This is a genomic window from Micrococcus sp. 2A (genome assembly GCF_039519235.1).
In the GTDB taxonomy this organism is placed as follows: Bacteria; Actinomycetota; Actinomycetes; order Actinomycetales; family Micrococcaceae; genus Micrococcus.
The window spans coordinates 2,002,226-2,027,052 of the sequence record NZ_CP154351.1 but is presented as its reverse complement, the minus strand read 5'-3'; the positions used below and the strand labels follow the sequence as shown (position 1 = coordinate 2,027,052).

Sequence of the window (24,827 nt, the reverse complement as noted above, 5' to 3'; positions counted from 1 at the left end):
GTGCCCATCCGCTCCGGATGGGCGCCACGTCGCAGGGCTCGTCTGTGCTCAGCAGGTCAGGCGCGGTCGCCCAGGGTCTCCACGATGCGGTCCATGACGGTCGGATCCGCCAGGGTGGTGGCGTCGCCGGGGGTGCGGCCCTCGGCGACGTCCTTGAGGAGGCGGCGCATGATCTTCCCCGAGCGGGTCTTGGGCAGCTCCGGCACCACGAGGATGCGCTTCGGCTTGGCGATCGGGCCGATGTCGTGCCCCACGTGGGCGCGCAGCGCCTGCTCGACCTCGGCAGGGTCCAGGCCCCGGGCGGAGGCCTCCTCGGTGAGGAGGACGAAGGCGACGACGGACTGACCCGTCGTCTCGTCCGCGGCGCCGACCACGGCGGACTCCGCCACGAGCTCGTGCGCCACGAGGGAGGACTCGATCTCCTGGGTGGACAGGCGGTGGCCGGAGACGTTCATGACGTCGTCCACGCGGCCGAGCAGCCAGATGTCGCCGTCCTCGTCGTAGCGGGCGCCGTCGCCGGCGAAGTACATGCCGGGGAAGCGGGACCAGTAGGTCTCCTTGAAGCGCTCCGGATCGCCCCAGATGCCCCGCAGCATGGACGGCCACGGCTCGCGCGCCACGAGGAAGCCCGCGGCGGTGCCCTCGAGGGGCTCGCCCGCCTCGTCCACCACGGTCAGCACGACGCCGGGCACGGGCTGCTGCGCCGAGCCGGGCTTGAGCGTGGTGACGCCGGGCAGCGGGGTGAGCATGTGCGCGCCGGTCTCGGTCTGCCACCAGGTGTCCACGATCGGGCAGTGCGAGCCGCCGATGACCTCGTGGAACCAGCGCCACGCCTCGGGGTTGATGGCCTCGCCCACGGTGCCCAGCAGGCGCAGGGAGGAGAGGTCGTGGCCGTCCGGGATCTGGCGGCCCCACTTCATGAAGGTGCGCACCGCGGTCGGCGCGGTGTAGAGGATGGTGACGCCGTACTTCTCGACGATCTCCCACCACCGGCCCTGGTGCGGGGAGTCCGGGGTGCCCTCGTAGATCACCTGGGTGGCGCCGTTCACGAGCGGCGCGTAGGCGACGTAGGAGTGGCCGGTGACCCAGCCGACGTCGGCGGTGCACCAGTAGACGTCCGTCTCCGGCTTGAGGTCGAAGGTGTCGTGCATCGTCACGGCGCCCTGGACGAGGTAGCCGCCGGTGGTGTGCAGGATGCCCTTCGGCTTCCCGGTGGTGCCGGAGGTGTAGAGGATGAAGAGCGGGTGCTCGGCGTCGTGCCACACGAGCTCGTGCTCGTCGGAGGCGGTGGGGACCACGTCGTGCCACCAGTGGTCGCGGCCCTCGGCCATGGGCACCTCGGCCTCGTTGCGGCGCACGACGACGACGTTCTCCACGGTGTGGCCGGGGGCTGAGAGCGCCTCGTCCACGGCGGGCTTGAGCATGGAGGGCTTGCCGCGGCGGAAGGAGCCGTCCGCGGTGACGACGAGCTTCGCCTCGGCGTCGTCCACGCGGGAGCGCAGGGCGTCGGCGGAGAAGCCGCCGAACACCACGGAGTGCACGGCGCCGATGCGCGCGCACGCGAGCATCGTGATGACGGCCTCGGGGATCATGGGCAGGTAGACGGCCACGCGGTCGCCCTTGGCGACGCCCAGCGACTCGAACGCGTTGGCGGCCCGCCGCACCTCGGCGGCCAGCTCGGCGTACGTGTAGGTGCGGGTGTCGCCCGGCTCGCCCTCGAAGTGGATGGCCACACGCTCGCCGCGGCCGGCCTCCACGTGGCGGTCCAGTGCGTTGTAGGCGGCGTTGGTGGTGCCGTCGGCGAACCACTTCGCGAACGGGGCGTCGGAGAAGTCCAGGACCTCGGTGAAGTCCTCCTCCCAGTGCAGGGCCTCGCGGGCTCGGCGGGCCCAGTAGGCGAGCCGGTCCTCGGAGGCCTCGGCGTACAGGTCCGCCGTGGCGACGGCCTGGGCGGCGAACTCCGGTGGTGGGGGGAACGTGGGGATCTGCTCATCCATCGGGGGTGTCCTTTCGGGGCGGGGCGCGCCGGGATCTGGGGGTGGCCGGCAGGGCCGGTCGCCGGTGTGACGCGTGGCACAGGTCTGTCGGGATCAGCATGACGCGCGGGGCCGGAGGCGGCAAATCACCGCCGTTCGTGTTGCTCCCCACGGCGAGCGGCCGCCGGATGCGTTCGCGCCCGCCACCGCGGCACGGGAGAATCGGTCCATGACTCGGGAGCAGTGGGACGTGGTGGTGGCCGGCGGCGGAGCCGTGGGACGAGCTGCCCGACGCCGAGGAGGCGGAGCAGGGGGGCCGCGGCCTCACGACGCCCTGCTGCGCGACGCGGGCGCCGAGTGGGCGGACTCCCCGCAGGGCTCCTTCACGGCCGTGGCGGGGCGGCGGTCGGCGTGAGCGCGCACGGGACGACGACGCCGACGGGGGAGAGCCCGCTGGCCCTGACGCGCCGGGCGCGGCGGATCGACCGCGCGCTCGCGGAGGCGTACCCGTACGCGGTGGCCGAGCTGGACTTCGAGAACCCCTTCGAGCTGCTCGTGGCCACCGTGCTCTCGGCCCAGACGACGGACGTGCGGGTGAACTCCGTGACCCCCGCGCTGTTCGCGCGCTTCCCCGACGCGGCGGCCATGGCCGCGGCCACGGAGGTGGAGCTGCAGGAGCTCGTGCGCCCCACGGGCTTCTACAAGAACAAGGCGTCGGCGATCCTGCGGCTCTCCGTCGAGCTCGTGGAGCGCTTCGACGGGGAGGTCCCCGGCCGCCTCGAGGATCTCGTGACCCTCCCGGGGGTGGGTCGCAAGACGGCGTTCGTGGTGCTGGGCAACGCGTTCGGCCGCCCCGGGATCACCGTGGACACGCACTTCGGGCGCCTGGCGCGCCGGCTCGGCTTCACGGAGGAGACCGACCCGGTGAAGGTGGAGCACGCCGTCGCCGCCCTGTTCCCGCCGCGGGACTGGACCATGCTCTCCCACCACCTCATCTTCCACGGCCGCCGCGTGTGCCACGCGCGGAAGCCGGCGTGCGGGGCCTGCCCGATCGCCCGGTGGTGCCCCAGCTACGGTGCGGGCGAGACCGACCCCGAGAGGGCGCGGTCCCTGCTGGCCTACGAGCTCAAGCCCGGCCGGGAGGAGCTGCTCGCACTCATGCGCGCGGGGCGGACGCGCCGCGAGCTCCGGGCCCTGGGGCATTCCCTCGGGGCATGAGCGGTCCGGACCAGGTCCTGACCGGGTCCTGATCGGGGCGGGGCCGGCACGCAGCGCGGCACCCCGCCGACGGACGGGGCCGGCGCCTCGGATGCGGCGCCTCACGGGGGATCCAGCCCCCGGTGGGCGGCGGCACGGACGGCCGCGGTCAGTCGCAGCAGGCGCGGTGAGGGCAGGGTGGCGGCCTGCCAGTGCAGGGGCAGGAGGACGTCGTCGACCCCCGGCAGGCGGACGAGGCCGCCGTCGCGCAGGCCCTCGCGAGCCTGATGGTCCACGAGCATGCCCCAGCCCAGGCCGGCCTCCACGCAGCGCTGGAAGGCGTCGAAGGACGGGGCGGTGTGGGTCGGCGGGGCCGTGGCGACTCCGGCGGAGCGCAGCACGATGCCCTGGAGGTCGTCCTTCACGTTGAACCGCATCATCGGCATGGCCGCGAGGTCGACGGCGCCGGCCCCCCGGTGCCGCTCGAGCAGGGCGCGCGCGGCCACGGGGACGTACCGCATGTGGCCGAGCGGCTCCGCCTCGCAGCCCGGCACGGGGACCGGCTCGGTGGTGACGGCGGCCAGCACCTCGCCCCGCCGCAGCAGCTGCGCACTGTGGTCCTGGTCCTCCACGTGCAGGTCCAGCACGGTGTCATGCCAGGCGGCGGCGTCCCGCACCACGGGCTGGAACCACGTGCCCAGGGCGTCCGCGGGCACGGCGAGCGCGGTGACGCTGCGACCGGACGCCTGCCGGCCGAGACGTGCCCAGGCCTCCCCCTCGAGGACCTGCACGTGCCGGGCCATGCGCACGAGGGCCGTGCCGGCATCGGTCGGCACGCAGGGGCTGCCTCGCCGGACCACCACCTGGCCGACGGTGTGCTCGAGCGCGCGAATCCGCTGGCTCACGGCGGACGCGCTGACGCCCAGCGTGTGGGCCGCCCCTTCGAACGAGCCCTCGTCGACGATGGCCAGCAGGGCGCGCAGCTGCTCGTGATTCATGAAGCAGAGCTTAGGCAATCGCAGGATGATGCGTTTGTCTCAGATTCGAGACCGCCCTAGCGTCAGGCTCATGTGGAACCTCGCCGTGACGGGCCTGCTCACCGGACTCGCCCTCATCGTGGCGATCGGCGCCCAGAACGCCTTCGTCCTGCGCCAGGGCGCGCGCCGTGAGCACGTGGGCCCCGTCGTCGCGGTGTGCGCGGCATCGGACGCCGTGCTGATCGTGGGAGGCACGGCCGGCGCCGCGGACGGCCGGCTCGGTGCTGGGGACCACGCTCGCCCTGACGTGGCTGAATCCGCACGTGTACCTGGACACCGTGGTGCTGCTCGGCAGCCTCGCCAACCAGCACGGCCCGGACGGACGCTGGGTGTTCGCCGCCGGCGCCGTGCTCGCCTCCCTGCTGTGGTTCTCCGGGCTGGGGTTCGGGGCGCGGCTCCTGGCCCGCCCGCTCGCCTCGCCGAGCGCGTGGCGCGTCCTGGACGTGCTCATCGCCGCGGTCATGGCGGTGCTCGCCGTGCGGCTGATGCTCAGCTGAGCCGGCGGCTCAGCCCTCGGCCAGTCGGGCGGCGACGTCCTCCACGGTGTTCCGCGCCCACACGCCGACGCCCACTAGCGTGGCCGAGGCCGGCCCGCACCAGTCGCCGTAGCCGAGCAGGTACAGGCCGGGGACGTCGGTGCTCGCGGTCGGCAGGTCGCTCCGGGTGCGGGGCACGCCGGCGCCGGTCGTGCTCAGGTCCAGCTGCCGCAGGTGGCGCAGCTCCGCGTGGAAGCCGGTGCTCCACACCATCGCGTCGAACGTGCGATCCGTGCCCCGCACCTCCGCGGCGGCCGCCGAGTCCGCCGCCCAGCCGTGCTCGAGGCCGGCGTCGTCGTCCCAGGCCGCGCCGCGCCGGGTGAGCCGGGAGACCATGGGGACCGCATGCAGCCCGTGCTCGTCGCGGGCCCGGCGCACGGGCGGGACGGCCACGATGTCCCCGAGCTCGCCGACCGACGGGCCGTCCCGGCCCAGCACCCGCGCCGAGGCGGCCTGGAACAGCACGCGGCCGTCGACGTCGTCCGGCATGAAGCGCGGCGGGCGCCGACACGCCCACGTGACCTCCGCGGCGTGGTCGAGCAGGTCCGCGGCCACCTGGGGGCCGGAGTTGCCCCCGCCCACCACGAGCACCCGCTGGTCGGTGAAGTCCTCCGGACGGCGGTAGGCCGCGGAGTGCAGCCGGCGTCCCGCGAACTCCGCGGCCCCGGGGACCGCGGGCAGGTACGGGCGGGTGAACGTGCCGGTCGCGGAGACCACGGCCCCGGCGGTGAGGCGGGAGCCGTCCTCGAGGAGGAGGGTGAACGGCGGCTCCTCCGCCGCCGAGGCGTCCCGGGTGACGGTGCTGACGCGCGCGGTGCGGCGGACGGGCAGGGAGTAGCGCTGCTCGTAGTCGGCGAGGTAGTCGACGACGTGGAGCGCGTCGGGGTTGCCGGACTCCGTGGCCGAGGCGTCCGGCAGGGCCGGCATGCGGTGGCCGGGCAGGGAGGAGTGCTCCGCAGGGGAGAAGAGCTCGAGCGAGTCCCAGAAGTGGCGCCACGCGCCGCCGGGCTCCCCTGCCGCGTCCAGGATCACGAACGAGGGCGCGGGCCCCGCAGCGCGGCCGCGCTCGACGTCCCGCGCGAGCCGCTGGAGGTGGAATCCGGCGGCGAGGCCGGCCTGGCCGCCGCCGATCACAGCGACGTCGACGGCGGTCGGGGCCGCCGTCGTGGGTGCGGGGTGCGAGGCGCTCATGGCTCCGAGGCTACCGAGCCCCGCCCGCGGCCGGCGTCTCACGCACCGGGCCGTGGGTAGCGTGGGGGACATGACCGAGCCCGCCGCGCACCCTGCGTCCGCCCCCGCCCTCCCCGGCTCGATCGCGGGGGCACGCGACCAGCTGACCGCCCTCACGGCCCGGTGGGGCGTGGCCGAGGTCCCCGGCCGCCACGACGCCGCCGCGCTCACCGCGGTCCCGGACGGCGCCGCCTCCGCGTGGGGCCTGGACTGGCCCCGCCCGGTGCAGGCGCGCCCCTCGGCCGTGCTCATCCTCGTCGGCGCACTCGACGACGTCCCGGCGGTCCACGACGCCGGCCGCGTCCACCCCGCCGTGGACGTCCTGCTCACGCAGCGCGCGTCCACCCTGCGCCAGCACGCGGGGCAGATCGCCTTCCCCGGCGGACGCGTGGACCCCGAGGACGCGGACGTGGTGGCCACGGCCCTGCGCGAGGCCCGTGAGGAGACGGGGCTGGATCCGGACGGCGTCGAGGTGCTGGGCGTCCTGCCCCCGGTGCCCCTGATCGTGTCCGGCCACGTGGTGCACCCCGTGATCGGGTGGTGGTGCCGCCCGGGTCGCGTGGCCGTGGTGGACGAGGCCGAGGCCGCCGCCGTGTTCCGCCTGCCCGTGGCCGACCTCGTGGCCCCGCAGAACCGGTGCCGGGTGGCGCGGCCCGGCGGCCGCCGCGGCGAGACTCCCGGCTTCCTCGTGGGGGAGCGGCTCGTGTGGGGGTTCACGGCGGCACTGCTGGACCGGCTGCTGGACCTGCTCGACTGGTCCGTGCCCTGGGACCGGAGCCGCGTGATCGACGCCGAGACGTGGGAGCCGGTCAGCGACTGACGGGGCAGGGGCGCTGACGCGATCCCACGGCTGAAGGGGGCCGGGCGGTGGCGGCACGGTGCCGCCGGAGACCTCTGAGGCCCGGCGGCTCCTGCACAGGCGGCGCCCGGGGCTCGCATGTCCCCGCAATCGGGCACGGACGGGCCGGGCCCCGTGCGCGGCGGCTGGACTGGGCGGAGGCCGGAGGCCGGCGGCCGTCGACGTCGGCGCCGGACCCGCCGTCCCGCTGGAGGTCCGCCATGCGTCCCTGGGTGCCCGATGCCCCACCCCGTCCCCGCCGTGCCCGCCCGTCCGTCCGGTCCGGCCTTCACCCACCGCGGCCAGGGCATCCGCCGCCGGCCGCCGCCCCGCTGGCCGCGGCCTCCCCGCCGCCGGCCGCCGCCCCGCTGGCCGCGGCGTCCCCGGGGCCGGACGACGCCGCCGCGCTGCGCCGCAGGATCGCCGAGCAGTGCGCCGAGGGGGATCCCGCGACCGAGGCGGACCTGCGTCCGCTGATCGAGCGGGTGCTCGCGGACGCCGAGGCGCAGCGGCGCGCGGATGCCATGCGTCCCGCACCGTGGTGGCGGCGGATCGGCCGCGGCGCCCCCGATCCGGATCGGCCGTGGACCCCGCCGGCCCCCGCCGTGCGGGAGGCTCAGGCCCGCGCCCTCGAGGAGGAGCTCGCCGGCTTCGGCCCGCTCGCCCCCTGGGTGGGCGTCGAGGGCGTCACGGACGTCCTCGTGGACGGCGGCGGTGCCGTGTGGACCGACGGGGCGGGCGGGCTGATCCGGCGCCCGGCGCGCCTGGACCCGGAGGCGTCCCACGCGCTCGCGGTCCGGCTGCTGGGGCAGGCGGGCCGGCGCCTCGACGGGGCCGTCCCGATGGCCGACGCCCGGGTGGGCGGGGTCCGCGTGCACGCCGTGCTGCCGCCCGTCAGCGGTGGCGGCACGGTGCTGAGCCTGCGCGTGCCCGCACGGCGTGCCCGCTCGCTCGCGGAGCTCGCCGAGTCCTGGCCCGACGGCGGCCTCTGGGCCGAGGCGGTGCAGTGGCTGGTGCTGCACCGGGCCACCGTGTTCATCAGCGGCGCGACCGGCACGGGCAAGACCACGATGCTCTCGGCGGCCCTCTCCGAGGTGTCCGCGCACGAGCGCATCATCACCGTGGAGGACACCCTCGAGGCCGCGCCGGAGCACCCGCACGTGGTGGCGCTGCAGTGCCGCGCCGCGAACGAGGAGGGGGCGGGGGAGGTGGCCCTCCCCGAGCTCATCCGCCACGCGCTGCGCATGCGCCCGGACCGGCTCGTGGTGGGGGAGTGCCGCGGCGCCGAGGTGACCGACGTCCTCACTGCGCTGAACACGGGCCACCAGGGTGCCTGGGGGACCTTGCACGCCAACGCCGCGGCGGACGTGCCCGCCCGCCTCACCGCGATGGCCTCCCTCGCCGGGTGGAGCCCGGCCGCCGTGGACGCCCAGGCCCGGGCCGGGGTGGACGCCGTGCTCCACGTGGTCCGGGACGTGCACGGCCGGCACCCCGTGGAGCTCGCCGTCCCCGCGGACGCCCCGGGGCCGCTCGCCCTGGTCCCCGCGCTCACCTGGGAGGACGGCACCGCTGACGACGGCGGCGGTGCCGCGGGACGCACGGTCGAGGGCCCGGGGCTCGAGCTGCTGCGCGCCCGCCTCGAGGGCCGGCACACGTGCTGAGGATCCCCGGACCGCTGTTCCGGCCTCGGGCTGATCCGGAGAAGGAGACCGAGGAGCTCGTGGCCGTCCTGCGCCGCTGGTCCGCGCTGCTGCGGGCCGGACTCCCGGCGGACCGCGCCTGGGCGGAGGTCGCCCGGACCGTGCCCGCCTGCGCGCGGCCCCGCCCGGGCTGCTGCCTCCACCACCGCGTCCGCCGGCGGGCCGCGCGCGAGCGGCTCGGACTGGACGCTGAGGGCCCCTGCTCCGACGTGGGCGGCAGCGCCGACCGTGCGGGGCGACGTCCGTGGCGGCGGCTGCCCGGGCGCGCGGCGCCGCCGGACCCGGGCTGGGAGCTGGTGGACACCGCCCTCACGGCCGGGCGGCGTGCGGGGGCCGCGCCCGCCGCGCTCGCCGCGCGCCTGGCGGACACCCTGGAGGCCGCCGTCGACGCGGCCCGCGCCCGCCGCAGCGCCGCGGCGGGGCCCCGCGCGACCGCCCGGCTGCTGCAGTGGCTGCCCATGGGCGGCCTCGGGATGGCGTGGCTGCTGGGCACGTCGCCGGCAGATCTGCTGACCTCGCCCTTCGGGTGGATCATCGGCGTGCTGGGCCTGCTGTTCACGCTTGCCGGCCAGGCGTGGACGCGTCTGCTCGTCGCCCGGGCGACCCGGCCGACCGGGTCGATCGAGCCCGCCGTCGTCCTGGACCTCGTGGCCCCGCTCCTCGCGGCGGGCCGCTCGCTCACCGCGGCCCTCGACGACCTCGCCCGTGCGCTGCCGGACGCGCACGCCCTGCGCGCCGTGACGGCCCTGCTGCGCTGGGGCCGCCCGTGGGAGGAGGCGTGGGAGCCCGTGGCGCAGGATCCGCTGTGGACGGAGGTGGCGGCCTGGCTGCGTCCCCTGCACCGCAGCGGCATGGCTGGAGCCCGTGCGCTGACGGAGACGGCCGCCGCGGTGCGCCAGCAGTCGCGGCGCGCGGACGAGCGGGCCGCGGAGGAGCTCGCCGTGCGGCTCGTGGTGCCGCTGAGCCTGTGCCTGCTGCCGGCGTTCGTGTGCTGGGGCGTGATCCCCATGGTGATCGCCCTGCTCACGGCGGGCCCGTGACGCGCGGGCGCCTGATCGCTCCTGCACAGGCCGCCCGGCGCGGGGCGGTCGTCCCCGGCCGGCGGGCGCGGCGAGCGCGGCGGACGCCGTCCCGCGCAGTCTGGGATCAGCGGCCCGCACCGGACCGTCCCACCGCCCTCGCACCGAGGGCCGCCCTTCCAGGAGGAACCCCATGACCCAGCTCTCCACCGCCCTGCACCTGGCCCTGACCGATCTCGTCGGCCGCGAGCGCCTCGAGGACGAGACCGGCGCCCAGACCGCCGAGTACGGCATCCTCACGCTCGCCGCCGTCGGCTTCGCCGGCGTCCTGGCCGTCCTGCTCACCAGCCCCGAGGTGCAGGAGATGCTCAAGGACATCATCGCCGAGGCCCTCAAGCGTGACTGAGTCCCGCAACGGCGCGCCCCGGCCCGGACACCCCCGCGGTGGCCGGGCCGGGGCCGTGCCCCGTCGTGAATCGGACGCGCCTCGTCCTGAGGCGGCCATGCCCCGCCCCCGCACCGCGTCGGCAGGCGAGCGCGGCGCCGTCACGGCCGAGTACGCGGCCCTGCTGCCGGCGGTCGTGCTCATCCTCGTGGCCGTGGTCCTCGCCGGGGCCGCCTCCGTCCAGCAGGTGCGCAACGGGGACGCAGCGGCGTCGGCGGCGCGCCTCCTCGCCCGCGGAGACGACGTCGGCGAGGCCAGGAGGACCGTCGAGCGCATGGCGGGGGAGGAGGCCCGCCTGGCGCACGAGGAGGGGGACGGCTGGGTGACCGTGACCGTGAGCCATCCCGGCCCGGGCCCGCTGGGGTGGATCGAGCCGATCGCGCTCGAGGCCGGTGCGGCGGCGCCGCTGCAGCATCCGAACCCGGGGGAGGCGTCGTGACCCCGCACCGCGGCGGTGCGCCGGCCAGGGCACGGCAGGCCCTCGCCGACGAACGCGGCGCGGGCGGGGTCACGGCCCTCGGCACGGTGGCCCTCGGGGCGTCGCTCGTGATCGCGGTGGCCGCCCTGGGCGCGGCCTCCGTCACCGCGTCGCAGGCGGCCGGCGCGGCGGACCTCGCCGCGCTCGCGGCCTCGGACGCCCGCCGCGGGATCACCGCGCAGGAGCCGTGCGCCCTCGCCGCGGAGACGGCCGAGCGGAACCACGCCCGGGTGCTGGACTGCTCGGCGTCCCCGCAGGGCTCGGTGCGCGTCGAGGTGGAGGTGGCCCGGGTGCCGCTGCCGCCCGCCCGCGCGGTGGCCGTGGCCGGCCCGCCCTCGGTGCGGTGAGGAGGCGGTCAGTCCTCGGCCGCCTCCGGCTCACCCACGTCCACCTCCGCGAGCGCATCGAACCGCTCGATCAGGAAGCGCAGCACCGTCAGCGCCCCGGCCTTGTCCAGGGGGCTGTTGCGGTTGCCGCACTTGGGGGACTGCACGCAGGAGGGGCAGCCCTCCGGGCACTCGCACGTGTGAATCGCGGCCGCCGTCGCCGTGACCCAGCGGCGCGCCTGCTCGAAGCCGCGCTCCGCGAAGCCCGCCCCGCCGGGGCGGCCGTCGTACACGAACACCGCGGGCGAGCCGGTGTCCGGGTGCAGCACCATGGACACGCCGCCGATGTCCCAGCGGTCATTCGAGGCCACCAGGGGCATCATCCCGATCATGGCGTGCTCGGCCGCGTGCAGGGCGCCGGGCAGCCGGTCCATCGTCAGGCCCGCCGCCACGAGCTCCTCGGAGGAGGCCTGGAACCACACGGCGGAGGTGAACAGGTCCCGGGCCGGCAGATCGAGCGGCTCCTCGCCGAGCACCTCGCCGGAGAGCAGGGCCTTGCGCTGGAAGGAGACCACCTGCGTGCGCACCTGCACGTCGCCCAGGCACCAGCGCAGGGAGCTGCCGTGCGCGTCGAGCCGACGCTCCACGGCCACGATCTCGATCTCCGTGACGTCCCGGGCCTGCGTCGTGAAGTCCGGCCACGCGCGCGTGACGAGCACGGCGTGGGCGTCCTCGTCGAGGTCCTCCACGAGGAACGTGCGGTCCTGGTGCACGTACACCGCGCCCGGGTGCGCCTGGTAGTGGGTCTGCGGGGAGTCCATCGTGCCCAGCAGTGCCCCGGACTCGACGTCGATGATGTCCATGGGGCCGCCGCCGTCGTCGCGGAGGGAGACCAGTCCGGCCGCGTGCTCGGCGTGCGTCCAGAACCAGCCTGCGGGGCGCCGGCGCAGCAGGCCCTGCGCCACGAGGGCGTCGAGCAGCTCCCGTACGCGCGCCGGCGTGCCGAACCAGCCGAGCGCGTCCGGGGTGATCGGCAGCTCAGCGGCGGCGGCGCACAGCTGGGGGCCGAGCAGGTGCGGGTTCTGCGGGTCCACCACGGTGTCCTCCACGCCCAGGTCGAACACGGCCTCGGGGTGGTCCACCACGAAGGTGTCGAGCGGGTCGTCGGAGGCCACGAAGAACGCGAGCGCGTCCTGACCGCCGCGCCCGGCCCGGCCGATCTGCTGGAAGAAGGACGCGCGGGTCCCGGGCCAGCCGGCCACCACCACGGCGTCGAGCCCGGCCACGTCGATCCCCATCTCGAGCGCCGGGGTCGAGGCCATGCCGAGCAGCCGCCCCGAGCGGAGGGCCTCTTCGAGCGCGCGCCGCTCCTCCGGCAGGTAGCCGGAGCGGTACGCCGCGATCCGGGTGCCGAGTCCGGCCTCGACCTCCTCGAGCTGACGCTTCGCGGTGCCCGCGATCGCCTCCGCGCCGCGTCGGGATGTGATGAACGCGAGGGTGCGGGTCTGCTGGAGGGCGAGGTCGGTGACGAGGTCGGCGGCGGTCGCCATGGCCGAGCGCCGCACGGGAGCGCCGTTCTCGCCCCGCCGGTCGGTCAGCTCGGGCTGCCAGAAGCCCACGTGCACCGCGCCGTGGGGGGAGCCGTCCTCCGTCACCGCCCTCGCGGGCGCACCGATCAGCGTGGTGAAGTGCGCGGCCGGGTCCGCCGAGGTGGCGGAGGCGCCCACGAACACGGTCTCGGGGCGTTCGCCCCGGCAGTGCGCCGCCACCCGGCGCAGGCGGCGCAGCAGGATGCCCACCTGCGAGCCGAACACCCCGCGGTACGTGTGCGACTCGTCGACGATCACGTGCGTCAGGTTCCGGAAGAACACGGCCCACCGCTCGTGGTGCGGCAGGATCCCCACGTGCAGCATGTCCGGGTTGGTCAGCAGGATGTTCGCGTGCTCCCGCGCCCAGACCCGGTCCTGGGGAGCGGTGTCCCCGTCGTAGGGGGCGGCGCGCAGCCAGCGGGCGCCGTCGCGCTCGAGGGCGCGCCACGACGCCAGCTGGTCGGCGGCGAGGGCCTTGGTCGGTGCCAGGTAGAGCACGGTGGCGTTCGGGTCGGCGGCCAGGGCCGTGCCCACCGCCAGCTGGTAGCCGAGGGACTTGCCCGACGCCGTCCCCGTCGCCAGCACCGTGTGCGCGCCCTGTGCCAGGGCGAGGGCGGCCTCCACCTGGTGGGCCCAGGGCCGCTCGACGCCCCGGGCCGCGAAGGCCTCGACCAGCCCCTCCGGTGTGCCCGCCGGCCAGTCGACGGGGCGCGCCGCGCGGGACGGGACCGTGCGCACGTGCAGCACCTGCTCCGGCAGCATGCGGCGCCCGAGCGCCGTGGCGAGGGCCGCGCGCGCGTGGTCGGGAGCGGCCGGGGGCGCGGGCACGTCCCACCCGGCGGCCGGGTCCTCCCATGGCGCGGGGACGTCAGAGGGCGGGGGCGGCGGGGTCACCCACCCATGGTGCCCGTGTGCTCGGGGGTCGCGGCGCCCTCGACACGGTCGCGGCTGAAGATGGCCACCGGAGCCAGATCGGTCCAGCCGAGGTGGGCGTAGAGCTTCTGGCCGTCCGGGGAGGCCACGAGCAGGCCGCGGCGGACCTCGCCCTCGCTCATCACCTCGCTGGTCAGGTGGCGCATCACGAGGGAGCCCATGCCGCGGCGCCGGTGGTTCGGCGCGGTCCAGATGCGGTCGTAGACGGCGGTGGCGTCCTGGAACGTGACCCAGCCGAGCGCGGCGAGCTCCTCCTCGCCCTCGGGCGCCGTGGAGGCCCCCACGGCCACCACGCGCAGGCGGCGGCTGCCGTCCACGGGCTCGTCCACGCGGGCCTCGTACCCCTCCGGGAGCAGCGGCGGCTCGACGTCGAGCAGTTCGGGGTCCATCTCGAGGGCCATGAGCCGCTCGGCGTCCACCTGGCAGGCCAGGCCGAGGCCGGCGAGGTCCCCCTCGGCCTCCCCGAACACGGTGACGAGGGAGTCGGGTGCGTCGTCGAGGATGGGCTCCAGCGCGTCCAGCTCCTCCTGGCCCGGCGTCACGAGGACGTGCTCCCACGTGGCGGGGACGTCCAGCGAGGCCCGGCCGGAGCCGCCGGGGATCATGCGGGCGGGGCGCTGCGTGCGCAGCGCCGCGCGCCGGCCGCCCTCCGTGTCGGTCCGGTAGCCGCGCGAACGGGCCCACGCCTCGAACCAGGTGTCCACCAGTGCCGTGTCCAGATGCTGCGTCATGACACGAGGCTAGGGTGTGACCGCCGTCACGGGAACACCCGTGACCCCATTGCAACATCCGAGGCCACAGAGGCGGTGCCGCGCCGGGACCTACCCTGGACCGGTGAGTCCTTCCCCCGTCTCCCGCATCGCGCTCTACTACCGCTTCACGCCGCTCGCCGATCCCGAGGCCGTGCGGCTGTGGCAGCGCACCCTGGCGGCCTCCCTGGGCCTGACCGGCCGGATCATCGTCTCCCCGCAGGGCATCAACGGCACGGTCGGTGGGCCGGTCGAGGCGGTGAAGGCCTACGTCAGGGCCACGCGCGAGCACCCCACGTTCCGCGCTCTCGACGTCACGTGGTCCGCGGGCTCCGCGGCGGACTTCCCCCGCCTCTCCGTGAAGGTCCGCCCCGAGCTCGTCGCCTTCGGCGCCCCCGAGCGGATCCGGGTGGACGAGCGAGGCGTGGTCGGCACGGGGGAGCATCTCACGCCGCAGCAGCTCGCGGACCTCGTCGCCGAGCGCGCCGCCACGGACAGCCCCGTCCGGTTCCTGGACGGGCGCAACAGCGTCGAGGCCGCCATCGGCCGGTTCGAGGGGGCCGTGGTGCCCCAGGCGGAGACCACGCGGGACCTGCTGGCCGCCGTCGACTCCGGCGCCCTGGACCACCTCAAGGACGCGCCCGTCGTCGCCTACTGCACCGGCGGGGTGCGCTGCGAGGTCCTCTCCGCCCTGCTCAAGGACCGCGGCTTCGCCGAGGTCTACCAGCTCGAGGGCGGGATCGTCCGCTATGGGGAGGCCTTCGGCGACGCCGGCCTGTGGCGCGGCGAGCTCGCCGTCTTCGACCGGCGCATGGCCACCCGCTTCACCGACGACGCCGAGACCATCGGCCGCTGCCACCTGTGCGGCGAGCCCACCTCGGACCTGCGCAACTGCGCCGACCCCGCCTGCACCACCCTCGAGGTCCGCTGCGCCGCCTGCGCCGCGGCCCACCCCGACCACCGGTGCCACGTCTGCGCCGAGAGGAGCGCCGCCTGATGCACGCCGCCACGCCGTCCACCCCGCTCGGCTCCCACCCCGCGCCCCGCCTGACGCCCGTGGCCGCCGCCGCGCTCGCGGCCGATCTCGCCGACCTTCCCTACACAGCGGAGTCGGTCGAGGCGCTGCTCGGACCCGTCGCCGCGGACTCCCTCGCGCGCGAGCGCCCCGAGGCGGCCCGCCTCGCGGTCGCCCGAGCGCGGGACGTCGAGGGCCTGGAGGACGAGGCCACGGGCCACGACGACGACGCCGCCCTCTCGCGGTCGGCGCACCGTCCGCTCGCCGCGCTCGTGGGAGCGTGGATGCTCGGCGACCCCGTCCCCGCCTCCGACCTCGCCGCCGCCCTGCCGCGCACGGGCCTGCCCGGTGCTCTCGCGGCCGGCCTCGTGGTGGAGGCCGGCGAGGGGCTCGTGCGCGGGACCGTGGAGCTCACCCCGTACGAGGTGGACGAGCCCGGGCGGATGTGGGTGGCCGCGGACCAGACCGCGCTCCAGCGCCGCGGTCCGCTGCCGGAGGACCACGTGCTCGGCATCGGGCGGGCCTCGCTCACCCTCGCCGGTGCCACGCAGCGCCGTCCGGTGGGTCGCGCCCTGGACGTCGGCACCGGCTGCGGCATCCAGACCCTGCACCTGCTCGCCCACGCCGAGCACGTCACCGCCACGGACCTCTCCGAGCGGGCCCTCGAGTTCACCCGGTTCAACCTCCTGCTGAACGCGGAGGTGCTCGGCCTCGACCGGGAGCGGATCGAGGACCGCGTGCGCCTGCTCGCCGGGGACATGCTGGCCCCGGTGGCGGGGGAGCGCTTCGACCTCGTGGTCTCCAATCCGCCGTTCGTCATCACGCCGCGCACCGACCCGGACGCCCCCGTCCTCACCTACCGGGACGGCGGCCGCGAGGGCGATCGGATCGTGGCGGAGCTGATCGCCGTCCTGCCGGATCACCTGACCGAGGGCGGCACCGCGCAGCTGCTCGCCAACTGGGAGATCCCGGCCGAGGGCGACGGCGCCGCCGCCTGGGACGCGCGCCCCCGCTCGTGGATCGCCCCCGGCGTCCAGGCCTGGATCATCCAGCGCGACGCCCAGGACCCGGCCGGCTACGCCGAGACCTGGCTGCGGGACTCCTCCCTGGAGCTGGACCCGCACGCCTACGAGGCGGCGTATCGCGGCTATCTGGAGGACTTCGCCGCCCGTGGGGTCTCCGGGGTGGGCTTCGGCCACGTGTGGCTGCGCCGCCCCGCCGCGGACGGCTCGCAGGGTCGGGGCTGGACGGTCGCCGAGGAGCTGACCCAGCCGGTCGACGAGGCGCTCGGCGCCGCGTGGGCGGCCGCCGTCGCCCGCCGGGACCGGCTCGCCGTGGTCCCGGACCGCGCCGGCGGCGTGTCGGGCGACGTCGTCGGCGACCCGGCGCTGACCGCCCTGCGCTCCCTCCACCTGCGCGTGGCGGACGACGTCACGGAGGAGCGCCACCAGCGCTTCGGCGCCGAGCACCCGGAGGTGATCCTGGCCCGGCAGGGCGGCGGCTTCCGGCGCACCGCGCGCCTGGACACCGCGACGGCGGGCGTCCTCTCCGCCTCGGACGGCGAGCTGAGCGTGGGGCAGCTGGTCGGCGCCGTCGTCGCCCTGCTGGAGCTGGACGACGCCGGCCGGGCCGGCCTGCTCGCGGCGCTGCGGGAGCTCTACGAGGACGGGTTCCTCGTGGAGGGGGCCTGACCGCTCCGCTCCGCCTCCTCTGCGGGCGCACGGAGACCCAACCGTTATGGTGGGCCACGCGCCCCCTACGATGTGGGGACGTCCGTCCGCCATGTCCGCGCCACCCCGGCGCCGCCGGCGGGCCCGCAGCACTCACCGTCCAGGAGGACTCCGTTGACCACCACCCCCGCTTCCGTGACCGGCTCCGTGCCCCAGGGCAAGAAGCTGGTCATCGTGGAGTCCCCGGCCAAGAGCAAGTCCATCGCGAAGTACCTGAACGCGGTGGGCGAGGGCTGGGTGGTGGACTCCTCCGTGGGCCACATCCGTGACCTGCCCAAGCCCTCCGACCTGCCGGCGGACATGAAGAAGGGTCCCTACGGCAAGTTCGCGGTGGACACGGAGCACGGCTTCGACCCCTACTACGTGGTGCACCCGGACAAGAAGAAGAAGGTCACCGAGCTCAAGCGCGAGCTCAAGGACGCCGAGGCCCTCTACCTCGCCACGGATGCGGACCGCGAGGGCGAGGCCATCGCGTGGCACCTCCTGGACACCCTCAAGCCCAAGGTCCCCGTGTACCGCATGACCTTCGGCGAGATCACCAAGGAGGGCGTGCAGCGCGGCCTGCAGAACATCCGCGACCTGGACACCCACCTGGTGGACGCCCAGGAGACGCGCCGCATCCTGGACCGCCTCTTCGGCTACGAGCTCTCCCCGGTGCTGTGGCGCAAGGTCTCCCGCGGCCTCTCCGCCGGCCGCGTGCAGTCCGTGGCCACCCGCCTCGTGGTGGAGCGCGAGCGTGAGCGCATGGCGTTCGTGGCCGCGCAGTACTGGGGTGTGGAGGGCACGTTCACCGTCGCCGAGGGCGCGCAGGCCGCCGACGCCGTCGGCGCCTCCTTCACAGCCCGACTCTCCACCGTGGACGGTGAGCGCGTGGCCACCGGCCGCGACTTCGACGACGCCGGCCGCCTGAAGTCCGCCCCGGGCAAGAAGGTCGCGCACCTGGACGCGGCCGCCGCCACCTCCCTGGCCGAGGGGCTGCGCGGCGCGGACTTCACGGTGGACGCCGTGGAGGACAAGCCGTACACGCGCCGGCCGGCCGCGCCGTTCACCACGTCGACCATGCAGCAGGAGGCCTCGCGCAAGCTGCGGATGAGCTCCCGCGTCTCCATGCAGGTGGCCCAGCGCCTGTACGAGAACGGCTACATCACCTACATGCGCACCGACTCGGTGAACCTGTCCCAGGAGGCCATCGGGGCCGCCCGCACGCAGGCCGCCGAGCTCTACGGGTCCGACGCCGTGCCGGCGCAGCCGCGCACGTACGCCAAGCGCTCCGAGAACGCGCAGGAGGCGCACGAGGCCATCCGCCCCGCGGGCGACTCCTTCCGCACCCCTGCCCAGGTGAAGAACGAGCTGCGCCCGGACGAGTTCCGCCTCTACGAGCTGATCTGGAAGCGCACCGTGGCCTCCCAGATGGCGGACGCGAAGGGCTACACCGCCACGCTGCGATTCTCCGCGCAGGCGAAGGACGGCCGCACCGCCCAGTTCGCCGCCTCCGGCACCGTGATCACGTTCAAGGGCTTCCTCGACGCCTACGAGGAGGGCAAGGACGCGGAGAGCGAGGAGGAGAGGGCCGAGGCCAGAGACCGCCGCCTGCCGCAGGTGGCCGAGGGGGAGCGGCTGACCGGCGAGCCGATCGAGGCCACCGGTCACGAGACCTCCCCGCCGGCCCGCTACACCGAGGCCTCCATCGTGGCCGAGCTGGAGCGCCGGGAGATCGGCCGCCCCTCCACGTACGCCCCCACGATCTCCACGATCATGGACCGCGGCTACGTCACCAAGCGCGGCAACGCCCTGGTCCCGTCGTGGACCGCGTTCGCCGTGATCGGCCTGCTCGAGGACTACTTCAGCAGGTACGTGGACTACGACTTCACGGCCCGCATGGAGGACGACCTCGACCGCATCGCCGCGGGCGAGCTGGCCCGCGAGGCCTGGCTGCAGACCTTCTACTTCGGCGCCCCGGCCTCGGATGCCGAGAAGGGCATGGACGGCCTCCAGCAGGTGGTGGAGAACCTGGGAGACATCGACGCCCGCGCGGTGAACTCCCTGCCGATCACCGAGGACATCACCCTGCGCGTGGGCCAGTACGGCCCGTACCTCGAGAAGCCGCTGCCCGCCGGCGCCGAAGAGGGATCGACGCCGCCGCGCGCCAACGTCCCCGAGGACTTGGCCCCGGACGAGCTCACCCCCGCCAAGGCGGAGGAGCTGTTCGCCACCGCCAAGCCCTCCGAGCGCGCGCTGGGCACGGACCCGGAGACGGGCCACGCCGTCGTCGCCAAGGACGGGCGCTACGGCCCCTACGTCACCGAGGTCATCCCCGAGATGACCGAGGAGCAGCTGCAGGCGTGGCTGGACGCGCAGCCCACCGAGTACTACAAGAACGGCAAGCCGAAGCCCAAGAAGAAGCCCGCGGCGCAGAAGCCCCGCACCGGCTCGCTCTTCACGAGCATGGCCGTGGACACCGTGACCCTCGAACAGGCGCTGCAGCTGATGTCCCTGCCGCGCATCGTGGGGGCGGACGCGGAAGGTGAGGTCATCACCGCGCAGAACGGCCGGTTCGGCCCCTACCTGAAGAAGGGGACCGACTCGCGCTCGCTCGAGTCGGAGGACCAGATCTTCAGCATCACCGAGGACCAGGCCCGGGAGGTCTACGCCCAGCCCAAGCAGCGCGGACGCGGCACCGCGAAGCCGCCGCTCGCGGAGTTCGGCGAGGACCCGGTGTCCGGCAAGAGGGTCACCGTGAAGGAGGGCCGCTTCGGCCCGTACGTCACGGACGGCGTCACCAACATCACCGTGCCCCGCGGCCGCGTGCCCGAGGAGCTGACGGCCGAGGAGGCCTACCAGCTGCTCGCGGACAAGCGCGCCAAGGGCCCGGCTCCCAAGAAGGCACCGGCCCGCAAGCCGGCCGCCACGAAGGCCTCTGCGAAGAAGCCGGCCGCGAAGACCACCCCTCGGAAGAGGGCCTGACGCATGCGCCTCGGCGTGCTGGACATCGGCTCGAACACCGTCCACCTGCTCCTCGTGGACGCCCACCCAGGCGCCCGCCCCACCGCGTACGCCGACCACAAGCGCTCGCTGCCGCTCATCCGCTTCCTCGACGCCGAGGGCGCCATCAGCGAGGAGGGCCAGCGCGAGCTCGTGGACTTCATCCAGGAGGCGGTGGCCTTCGCGGAGGAGAACCGCGCGGAGGACATGGTCTCCTTCTGCACCTCGGCCATCCGCGAGGCGGCCAACGGGAGGGCCGTGCTCGCCCGCGTGGAGGAGCAGACCGGCGTGCACCTCGTGGAGCTCTCCGGCGAGCAGGAGTCCGCGATGACCTACTTCGCGGTGCGCCGCTGGCAGGGCTGGGACGCCGGCTCCATCCTGAACTTCGACATCGGCGGCGGCTCGTTCGAGATCGCCTACGGTCAGGACGAGCTGCCCTCCCACGCGGTGTCCCTGCCGCTCGGCGCGGGGCGCCTCACGCGGGACCGCCTCCCGGACGACCCGCCGCACCCCAGGGACGTCAAGCGGCTGCGCAAGTACGTGTCGACGCACATGGAGGCGGCCTTCGCCTCCTTCCCCCCGGTGACCCCGCCGGTCGTCGTCACCGCCACGTCGAAGACGTTCCGCTCGCTGGCCCGCCTCACCGGCGCGGCGCCGTCCGCCGCGGGACCCTTCGTCAAGCGGCACCTGCGCGCGGACGACCTGCACCTCTGGGTCAACCGCCTCGCCGCGATGCCCTCGGCCGAGCGCGCGGACCTGCCCGGGGTCTCCGAGGTCCGGGCCCAGCAGATGCTCGCCGGCGCGATCGTGGCGCTCACCGCGATGCGCACCTTCGGCGTGGTGCAGCTGGAGATCTGCCCCTGGGCCCTGCGTGAGGGCCTCATCCTCAACCGCCTGGACGCCCTCATGCTCGAGGGCCACCTCACGCGGGACGGCGTGCCCGGCGTCGGGCGCGTGGACCTGAACACGGACACGCTGCTGCCCGGCCTGCGCCTCGGGGTGCGGTGAGATGCCGCTGATCTCCACCGGGCATCTCGCCCCCGCCCCGCGCTTCGGCGCGGACATCCCGGTGACCCTGTCCTCGTCGTCGGTGTTCCCCCTGGGGACGCAGGACGTCTTCGCCACCGCGCAGGACCTGGGCTACGACGGCGTCGAGGTCATGGTCACCCACAACGGATGGAGCCAGGACGCCGACCGGCTGCGCACCCTCGCGGAGCGCACCGGCATGCGGATCGACTCGATCCACGCGCCGACCCTGCTCTTCACCCAGCAGGTGTGGGGATCCGCGTGGACGAAGATCCGGCGCTCCGTGGAGATGGCCCAGGCCGTGGGGGCGGCCACCGTCGTGGCCCACCCCCCGTTCCGCTGGCAGGGCACGTACGCCGAGCGCTTCGCGGAGGGGATCGCCGACCTCATGGCCGAGTCCGGCGTGGTGATCGCGGTGGAGAACATGTACCCGTGGCGCGCCTACGGCCGCGAGACCAAGATGTACCTGCCCCACTGGGATCCGGTCCCGGAGCCGTACGAGCACGTGTGCTGGGACTTCTCCCACGCGGCCATCGCCCGCGAGGACTCCCTCGCGGCGCTGACGGCGCTCGGGCCCCGCGTGCGCCACGTCCACCTCACCGACGGCACCGACAGCCACAAGGACGAGCACCTGATCCCCGGCGAGGGCACCCAGCCCGTCGCCGCGTCCCTGCGCCACCTCGCCCGCACCGGCCTGGCCGGCACGGTGTGCGTGGAGGTGGGCACGCGCGGCATGGACTACGCCGGGCAGCGCGAGGAGCGGCTCGCCGCCTCGCTCGCCTTCGCCCGGACGCACCTCACCCTCGACGACGAGACCACCGACGACGAAGGAGCACGATCGTGAAGCTGACCATCCTGGGCCTGGGCACCATGACGGGCGCCATCCTGACCGGCGCCCTCGACTCGGGCGCCGTGCAGGCCGCCGACGTCACCGCCACCACCCGCTCGGAGGACTCCGCCGCGGCCGCGCGCGAGCGCTTCGCGGGGGTGGACGTGCGCGCCGCCGGCGGTGCGGACGAGGCCAACGCGGACGCCGTGCGCGAGGCCGACGTCGTGCTGCTCGGCATGAAGCCCAAGGACCTCGTGGCCGCCGCGCGCGGCATCGCGGACGCCCTGCCCGCGGACGCCGTGGTGGTCTCGGTGGCCGCCGGCGTCACGGCCGGGACGATCGCGGGCGCGCTGCGTCCGGGCCAGCCGCTCGTGCGCACCATGCCGAACACGCCGCTGACGGTGGGCTCGGGCGTCGTGGGCGTGGCCCCCGCCGAGGGCGTGGGGGAGGAGCAGGCCGCTGCCGTGGAGGGTCTGTTCTCCGGCTCGGGCCTGGTCGTGCGCGTGGACGAGCGGCAGCTGCCCGCCGTCGTGGCCGCGGCCGGCTCGGCCCCGGCCTATGTGTTCCTGCTGGCCGAGGCGATCGCGCAGCATGCCGTGGAGCTCGGCCTGGACCGCGCGGACGCGGAGGCGATGGCCGCCGCGACCGTGAAGGGCGCGGGCCTCATGCTCGAGCGCGCGGTGGAGTCGGGAGAGCAGACCGCCGAGGACCTGCGCCGCGCCGTCATGAGCCCCAACGGCACCACGGAGCGGGCCGTGACCGCGCTGCAGGACGGCGGTCTGCCGCAGCTCGTGGCCCGCGCGATGCACGCCGCGGCCGCGCGCGACCGCGAGATGGGTCGCGAGTTCGCCGGCTGAGGCGAGCGGCACGGACCGCCACGCGGCCGGGGGCCGGGATGCGGCGCGGGCACCCGGCGGGCCCGTGGCTCAGGGGCGGGCGGCGAACCGGTCGATCAGCTCGGTGTGCCCGGAGACGATGAGCGTGTCGCGGGGCCCCACGCGCGTGTCCGGCTGGGCGTAGGAGAAGTCCTCGCCGGGGGTCTTCACGCCCACCACGGTCACGCCGTACTTGGCGCGCACGTTCGACTCGCCGAGGGTGAAGCCCACGCACTCGGACGGCGGGTACATCTTCACGATCGCGAAGTCGTCGTCGAACTCGATGAAGTCCATCATGCGGCCGTTCACGAGGTGCGCGGCGCGCACGCCCGCGTCGTGCTCCGGGAAGATGATGTGGTTCGCGCCGATCCGCCGCAGGATGGTGCCGTGCTTCTCGCTGATCGCCTTCACCCACACGTGGGGGATCTCGAGGTCCACGAGGTTGACCGTGATGAGCACGGACGCCTCGATCGAGGTGCCCACGCCCACGACGGCGGTGGAGAAGTCCTGCGCGCCGAGCTGGCGCAGGGCCTCGGCGTCGGTGGCGTCGGCCTCCACCACGTGGGTGAGCGTGGGGGCGAAGCGCTGGACGAGCACGGGGTCCCGCTCGATCGCGAGCACCTCGCGGCCCTGGGAGACGAGCTCCTCCGCGGTCGCCGCTCCGAAGCGGCCGAGGCCGACCACGAGCACGGGGGCGTTGGGATCGGAGCGCTGGTGCTCAGCCAAGGATCGGCCTCTCGATGGGGTAGCGGTAGAGGACGCGGCGCGAGCGCAGGGCCAGGGCCGCGGCGAACGTGATCGTACCAACGCGGCCGGCGAACATCATGGCCGTCAGGAGGTACTTGCCGGCCGGCGGCGCGGCCTCGGAGATGCCCACGGAGAGGCCGCACGTGCCGAACGCGGAGATCACCTCGAAGAGGGGCCGCTGCAGCGACTCGTCGAGGATCGAGACCAGGATGAGGGTGGCCACGAGCACGAGGGTCGCGCCGAGGGCGAGCACCGAGATGGCCACGCGGAGGGTCTCCGGGGCGATCGTGCGGCCATGCGCGGTGACCTCGCGGTCGCCGCGCGCCTCGGCCATGATGGCCAGGAACATGACCGCCAGCGTCGTCACCTTGATGCCGCCGCCGGTGGAGGCGGATCCGCCGCCCACGAACATGAGGGCGTCCATGAGGAGCAGGGACTCCGGGCGGTGCACGTCCGGGTTGTCGATCGCGAACCCGCCGGAGCGGGTCATGATCGAGCCGAAGAGCGAGTGGCCGACCCGCTCCCAGAACGTCAGGTCGCCCTGCGTGAGCGGGTTGCCGGACTCGAAGACGAAGAGCAGGACGGCGCCCAGCACGAGCAGGATCAGCGTCACCTCCACCGTGAGCTTGGTGTGCAGGTTCCACGCGCGGAAGCGCCACCCCTTGTCCATCAGCACCATGACCACGGGGAAGCCCAGTGCCCCGGCGAACACGCCCACGGCGATCACGGTGAGGATCACGGGGTCGTGCGCGAACTCCGCGATGCCGCCGGGGTGGATGGCGAACCCCGCGTTGTTGAACGCGCTGATGGAGTAGAACACGCCCTCCCAGAGGCCGGTCAGCCACGAGCCGGAGTGCGCCGCGAAGCGCGGCACGAGGAACACGGCCACGGCTGCCTCGCACGTCAGGACGGTGAGGACGACGACCCGCAGCAGGCGGGCGACCTCTCCCACGTTGCCCGTGGTCATGCCCGCCTCCTGCGTGTTCAGCTTGGACTTGACGCCCAGGTGGCGGGAGACGGCGAGCGTCAGCAGGGACGCCATGGAGAGGATGCCGAGGCCGCCGACCTGGATGGCGAGCAGGATGACGATGTCCCCGAACACGGACCAGTGCTCCGCCGTGTTCACGGCCGTCAGACCGGTCACCGAGAACGCGGAGACGGCCGTGAACATCGCGTCGTGCAGCGGCGTCACCTGACCGTCCTCGGCGGCCGCGGGGAGCATCAGGAGGGCGGTGAACAGCAGGGACATGAGTGCGAACGCGGACAGGGCCGCGCGGGCGGGGGAGCCGCCGACCGCATCCGTGACGCGGCGCCGGGAGCGGTGCAGCGCGGTCGCCAGGCCGCCGGAGGGCTCCAGGCTGGACCCGGCACCGGGCCGGGGCGTCACCCGTGGCGCGGGGCGCCGGCGGGAGCGCGCGAAGCCCACGCGGGCCGGGTCGTCGTCGCGGGAGGCGCGGCGCGGCGCCCAGTCGCCACGGCCCGGTCCGCCCTGTGGGTCCGTGGCCCGGGGGCGAGTGCCCATGGTGCACCTCCTGCGTGCCGTGACGGGTGTCGGACCGCGTGCGGGCCC

21 protein-coding genes and 1 pseudogene are annotated in these 24,827 nt (G+C 75.1%); 15 read left to right on the top strand and 7 right to left on the bottom strand.

The window, feature by feature from the left end; all coding sequences use genetic code 11:
- Positions 1-56 precede the first annotated feature (56 nt).
- Entirely contained in the window at positions 57-1,997 is a 1,941-nt protein-coding gene (gene acs / locus AAG742_RS09335) for an acetate--CoA ligase (protein WP_343282088.1), read from the bottom strand.
- Positions 1,998-2,205: 208 nt separating this feature from the next.
- On the opposite strand from acs, the gene AAG742_RS09330 reads away from it, so the two are divergent.
- Both AAG742_RS09330 and nth read left to right on the top strand, forming a co-directional pair.
- Complete coding sequence (locus AAG742_RS09330) at positions 2,206-2,391, top strand: hypothetical protein (RefSeq protein ID WP_248117953.1); 186 nt, start codon at positions 2,206-2,208, stop codon at positions 2,389-2,391.
- Positions 2,388-3,194, top strand: a complete 807-nt coding sequence (gene nth / locus AAG742_RS09325) for an endonuclease III (RefSeq protein WP_248117955.1) — start codon at positions 2,388-2,390, stop codon at positions 3,192-3,194. Before AAG742_RS09330 ends, nth begins: the two co-directional genes overlap by 4 nt.
- Positions 3,195-3,295: 101 nt before the next feature.
- Here the strand turns inward: nth and AAG742_RS09320 are convergent, their stop codons facing one another.
- Entirely contained in the window at positions 3,296-4,171 is an 876-nt protein-coding gene (locus tag AAG742_RS09320) for an ArgP/LysG family DNA-binding transcriptional regulator (RefSeq protein ID WP_343282087.1), read from the bottom strand.
- 70 nt (positions 4,172-4,241) lie between these two features.
- On the opposite strand from AAG742_RS09320, the pseudogene AAG742_RS09315 reads away from it, so the two are divergent.
- A pseudogene (locus AAG742_RS09315) lies at positions 4,242-4,707 on the top strand (LysE family transporter).
- A gap of 9 nt (positions 4,708-4,716) precedes the next feature.
- Here the strand turns inward: AAG742_RS09315 and AAG742_RS09310 are convergent.
- Positions 4,717-5,937: an NAD(P)-binding domain-containing protein gene (locus AAG742_RS09310; protein ID WP_343282086.1), complete on the bottom strand. Its 1,221-nt coding sequence runs from the start codon at positions 5,935-5,937 to the stop codon at positions 4,717-4,719.
- Between the two features lie 70 nt (positions 5,938-6,007).
- Here AAG742_RS09310 and AAG742_RS09305 point away from each other — a divergent pair, with 70 nt between their 5' ends.
- The 6 genes from AAG742_RS09305 to AAG742_RS09280 all read left to right on the top strand — a co-directional run bounded on the left by AAG742_RS09305 (position 6,008) and on the right by AAG742_RS09280 (position 10,803).
- Positions 6,008-6,796, top strand: coding sequence for a CoA pyrophosphatase (locus AAG742_RS09305; RefSeq protein ID WP_248117962.1), 789 nt, complete (start codon positions 6,008-6,010; stop codon positions 6,794-6,796).
- Between the two features lie 239 nt (positions 6,797-7,035).
- Positions 7,036-8,475 (top strand): ATPase, T2SS/T4P/T4SS family, encoded by a 1,440-nt coding sequence (locus tag AAG742_RS09300; protein ID WP_343282085.1) that lies wholly within the window; start codon positions 7,036-7,038, stop codon positions 8,473-8,475.
- Entirely contained in the window at positions 8,469-9,554 is a 1,086-nt protein-coding gene (locus AAG742_RS09295) for a type II secretion system F family protein (RefSeq protein ID WP_343282084.1), read from the top strand. Before AAG742_RS09300 ends, AAG742_RS09295 begins: the two co-directional genes overlap by 7 nt.
- A gap of 172 nt (positions 9,555-9,726) precedes the next feature.
- Positions 9,727-9,939: a DUF4244 domain-containing protein gene (locus tag AAG742_RS09290; RefSeq protein ID WP_138899813.1), complete on the top strand. Its 213-nt coding sequence runs from the start codon at positions 9,727-9,729 to the stop codon at positions 9,937-9,939.
- Positions 9,940-10,036: 97 nt separating this feature from the next.
- A complete protein-coding gene (locus AAG742_RS09285) occupies positions 10,037-10,417 on the top strand; it encodes a TadE family type IV pilus minor pilin (protein WP_298712630.1) in 381 nt (126 codons plus the stop codon).
- Positions 10,414-10,803, top strand: a complete 390-nt coding sequence (locus AAG742_RS09280; protein ID WP_248117970.1) for an Rv3654c family TadE-like protein — start codon at positions 10,414-10,416, stop codon at positions 10,801-10,803. Before AAG742_RS09285 ends, AAG742_RS09280 begins: the two co-directional genes overlap by 4 nt.
- Positions 10,804-10,811: 8 nt before the next feature.
- Here AAG742_RS09280 and AAG742_RS09275 read toward each other — a convergent pair whose 3' ends face one another.
- Both AAG742_RS09275 and AAG742_RS09270 read right to left on the bottom strand, forming a co-directional pair.
- Positions 10,812-13,133: a DEAD/DEAH box helicase gene (locus AAG742_RS09275; protein ID WP_343282426.1), complete on the bottom strand. Its 2,322-nt coding sequence runs from the start codon at positions 13,131-13,133 to the stop codon at positions 10,812-10,814.
- Positions 13,134-13,261: 128 nt separating this feature from the next.
- A complete protein-coding gene (locus AAG742_RS09270) occupies positions 13,262-14,035 on the bottom strand; it encodes a GNAT family N-acetyltransferase (RefSeq protein WP_343282083.1) in 774 nt (257 codons plus the stop codon).
- Between the two features lie 103 nt (positions 14,036-14,138).
- On the opposite strand from AAG742_RS09270, the gene AAG742_RS09265 reads away from it, so the two are divergent.
- The 6 genes from AAG742_RS09265 to proC all read left to right on the top strand — a co-directional run bounded on the left by AAG742_RS09265 (position 14,139) and on the right by proC (position 22,492).
- A complete protein-coding gene (locus tag AAG742_RS09265; RefSeq protein ID WP_343282082.1) occupies positions 14,139-15,050 on the top strand; it encodes a rhodanese-related sulfurtransferase in 912 nt (303 codons plus the stop codon).
- On the top strand, positions 15,050-16,759 hold the full coding sequence (locus AAG742_RS09260; RefSeq protein ID WP_298984976.1) for a methyltransferase: 1,710 nt from the start codon (positions 15,050-15,052) through the stop codon (positions 16,757-16,759). The genes AAG742_RS09265 and AAG742_RS09260 overlap by 1 nt, the downstream gene beginning before the upstream one ends.
- 153 nt (positions 16,760-16,912) lie before the next feature.
- Positions 16,913-19,762: a type I DNA topoisomerase gene (topA, locus tag AAG742_RS09255; protein ID WP_343282081.1), complete on the top strand. Its 2,850-nt coding sequence runs from the start codon at positions 16,913-16,915 to the stop codon at positions 19,760-19,762.
- 3 nt (positions 19,763-19,765) lie between these two features.
- Positions 19,766-20,788: a Ppx/GppA family phosphatase gene (locus AAG742_RS09250; RefSeq protein ID WP_343282080.1), complete on the top strand. Its 1,023-nt coding sequence runs from the start codon at positions 19,766-19,768 to the stop codon at positions 20,786-20,788.
- A gap of 1 nt (position 20,789) precedes the next feature.
- A complete protein-coding gene (locus AAG742_RS09245; protein WP_319073885.1) occupies positions 20,790-21,650 on the top strand; it encodes a sugar phosphate isomerase/epimerase family protein in 861 nt (286 codons plus the stop codon).
- Positions 21,647-22,492, top strand: coding sequence for a pyrroline-5-carboxylate reductase (proC, locus tag AAG742_RS09240; RefSeq protein WP_298712649.1), 846 nt, complete (start codon positions 21,647-21,649; stop codon positions 22,490-22,492). The genes AAG742_RS09245 and proC overlap by 4 nt, the downstream gene beginning before the upstream one ends.
- 69 nt (positions 22,493-22,561) lie before the next feature.
- On the opposite strand, the gene AAG742_RS09235 is transcribed toward proC, so the two are convergent.
- Positions 22,562-23,236, bottom strand: coding sequence for a TrkA family potassium uptake protein (locus AAG742_RS09235; RefSeq protein WP_343282079.1), 675 nt, complete (start codon positions 23,234-23,236; stop codon positions 22,562-22,564).
- The gene (locus AAG742_RS09230; RefSeq protein ID WP_298712656.1) at positions 23,229-24,779 is read right to left on the bottom strand and encodes a potassium transporter TrkG; all 1,551 of its coding nucleotides are present in this window, start codon (positions 24,777-24,779) and stop codon (positions 23,229-23,231) included. Before AAG742_RS09230 ends, AAG742_RS09235 begins: the two co-directional genes overlap by 8 nt.
- Positions 24,780-24,827 lie beyond the last annotated feature (48 nt).

Bases quoted from the DNA above. Each gene is read 5' to 3' on its own strand.
- acs (WP_343282088.1), bottom strand. From the start codon at position 1,997: ATGGATGAGCAGATCCCCACGTTCCCCCCACCACCGGAGTTCGCCGCC.
- AAG742_RS09330 (WP_248117953.1), top strand. From the start codon at position 2,206: ATGACTCGGGAGCAGTGGGACGTGGTGGTGGCCGGCGGCGGAGCCGTG.
- AAG742_RS09320 (WP_343282087.1), bottom strand. From the start codon at position 4,171: ATGAATCACGAGCAGCTGCGCGCCCTGCTGGCCATCGTCGACGAGGGC.
- AAG742_RS09310 (WP_343282086.1), bottom strand. From the start codon at position 5,937: ATGAGCGCCTCGCACCCCGCACCCACGACGGCGGCCCCGACCGCCGTC.
- AAG742_RS09305 (WP_248117962.1), top strand. From the start codon at position 6,008: ATGACCGAGCCCGCCGCGCACCCTGCGTCCGCCCCCGCCCTCCCCGGC.
- AAG742_RS09300 (WP_343282085.1), top strand. From the start codon at position 7,036: ATGCGTCCCTGGGTGCCCGATGCCCCACCCCGTCCCCGCCGTGCCCGC.
- AAG742_RS09290 (WP_138899813.1), top strand. From the start codon at position 9,727: ATGACCCAGCTCTCCACCGCCCTGCACCTGGCCCTGACCGATCTCGTC.
- AAG742_RS09285 (WP_298712630.1), top strand. From the start codon at position 10,037: ATGCCCCGCCCCCGCACCGCGTCGGCAGGCGAGCGCGGCGCCGTCACG.
- AAG742_RS09275 (WP_343282426.1), bottom strand. From the start codon at position 13,133: ATGCTGCCGGAGCAGGTGCTGCACGTGCGCACGGTCCCGTCCCGCGCG.
- AAG742_RS09270 (WP_343282083.1), bottom strand. From the start codon at position 14,035: ATGACGCAGCATCTGGACACGGCACTGGTGGACACCTGGTTCGAGGCG.
- AAG742_RS09260 (WP_298984976.1), top strand. From the start codon at position 15,050: ATGCACGCCGCCACGCCGTCCACCCCGCTCGGCTCCCACCCCGCGCCC.
- AAG742_RS09250 (WP_343282080.1), top strand. From the start codon at position 19,766: ATGCGCCTCGGCGTGCTGGACATCGGCTCGAACACCGTCCACCTGCTC.
- AAG742_RS09245 (WP_319073885.1), top strand. From the start codon at position 20,790: ATGCCGCTGATCTCCACCGGGCATCTCGCCCCCGCCCCGCGCTTCGGC.
- AAG742_RS09230 (WP_298712656.1), bottom strand. From the start codon at position 24,779: ATGGGCACTCGCCCCCGGGCCACGGACCCACAGGGCGGACCGGGCCGT.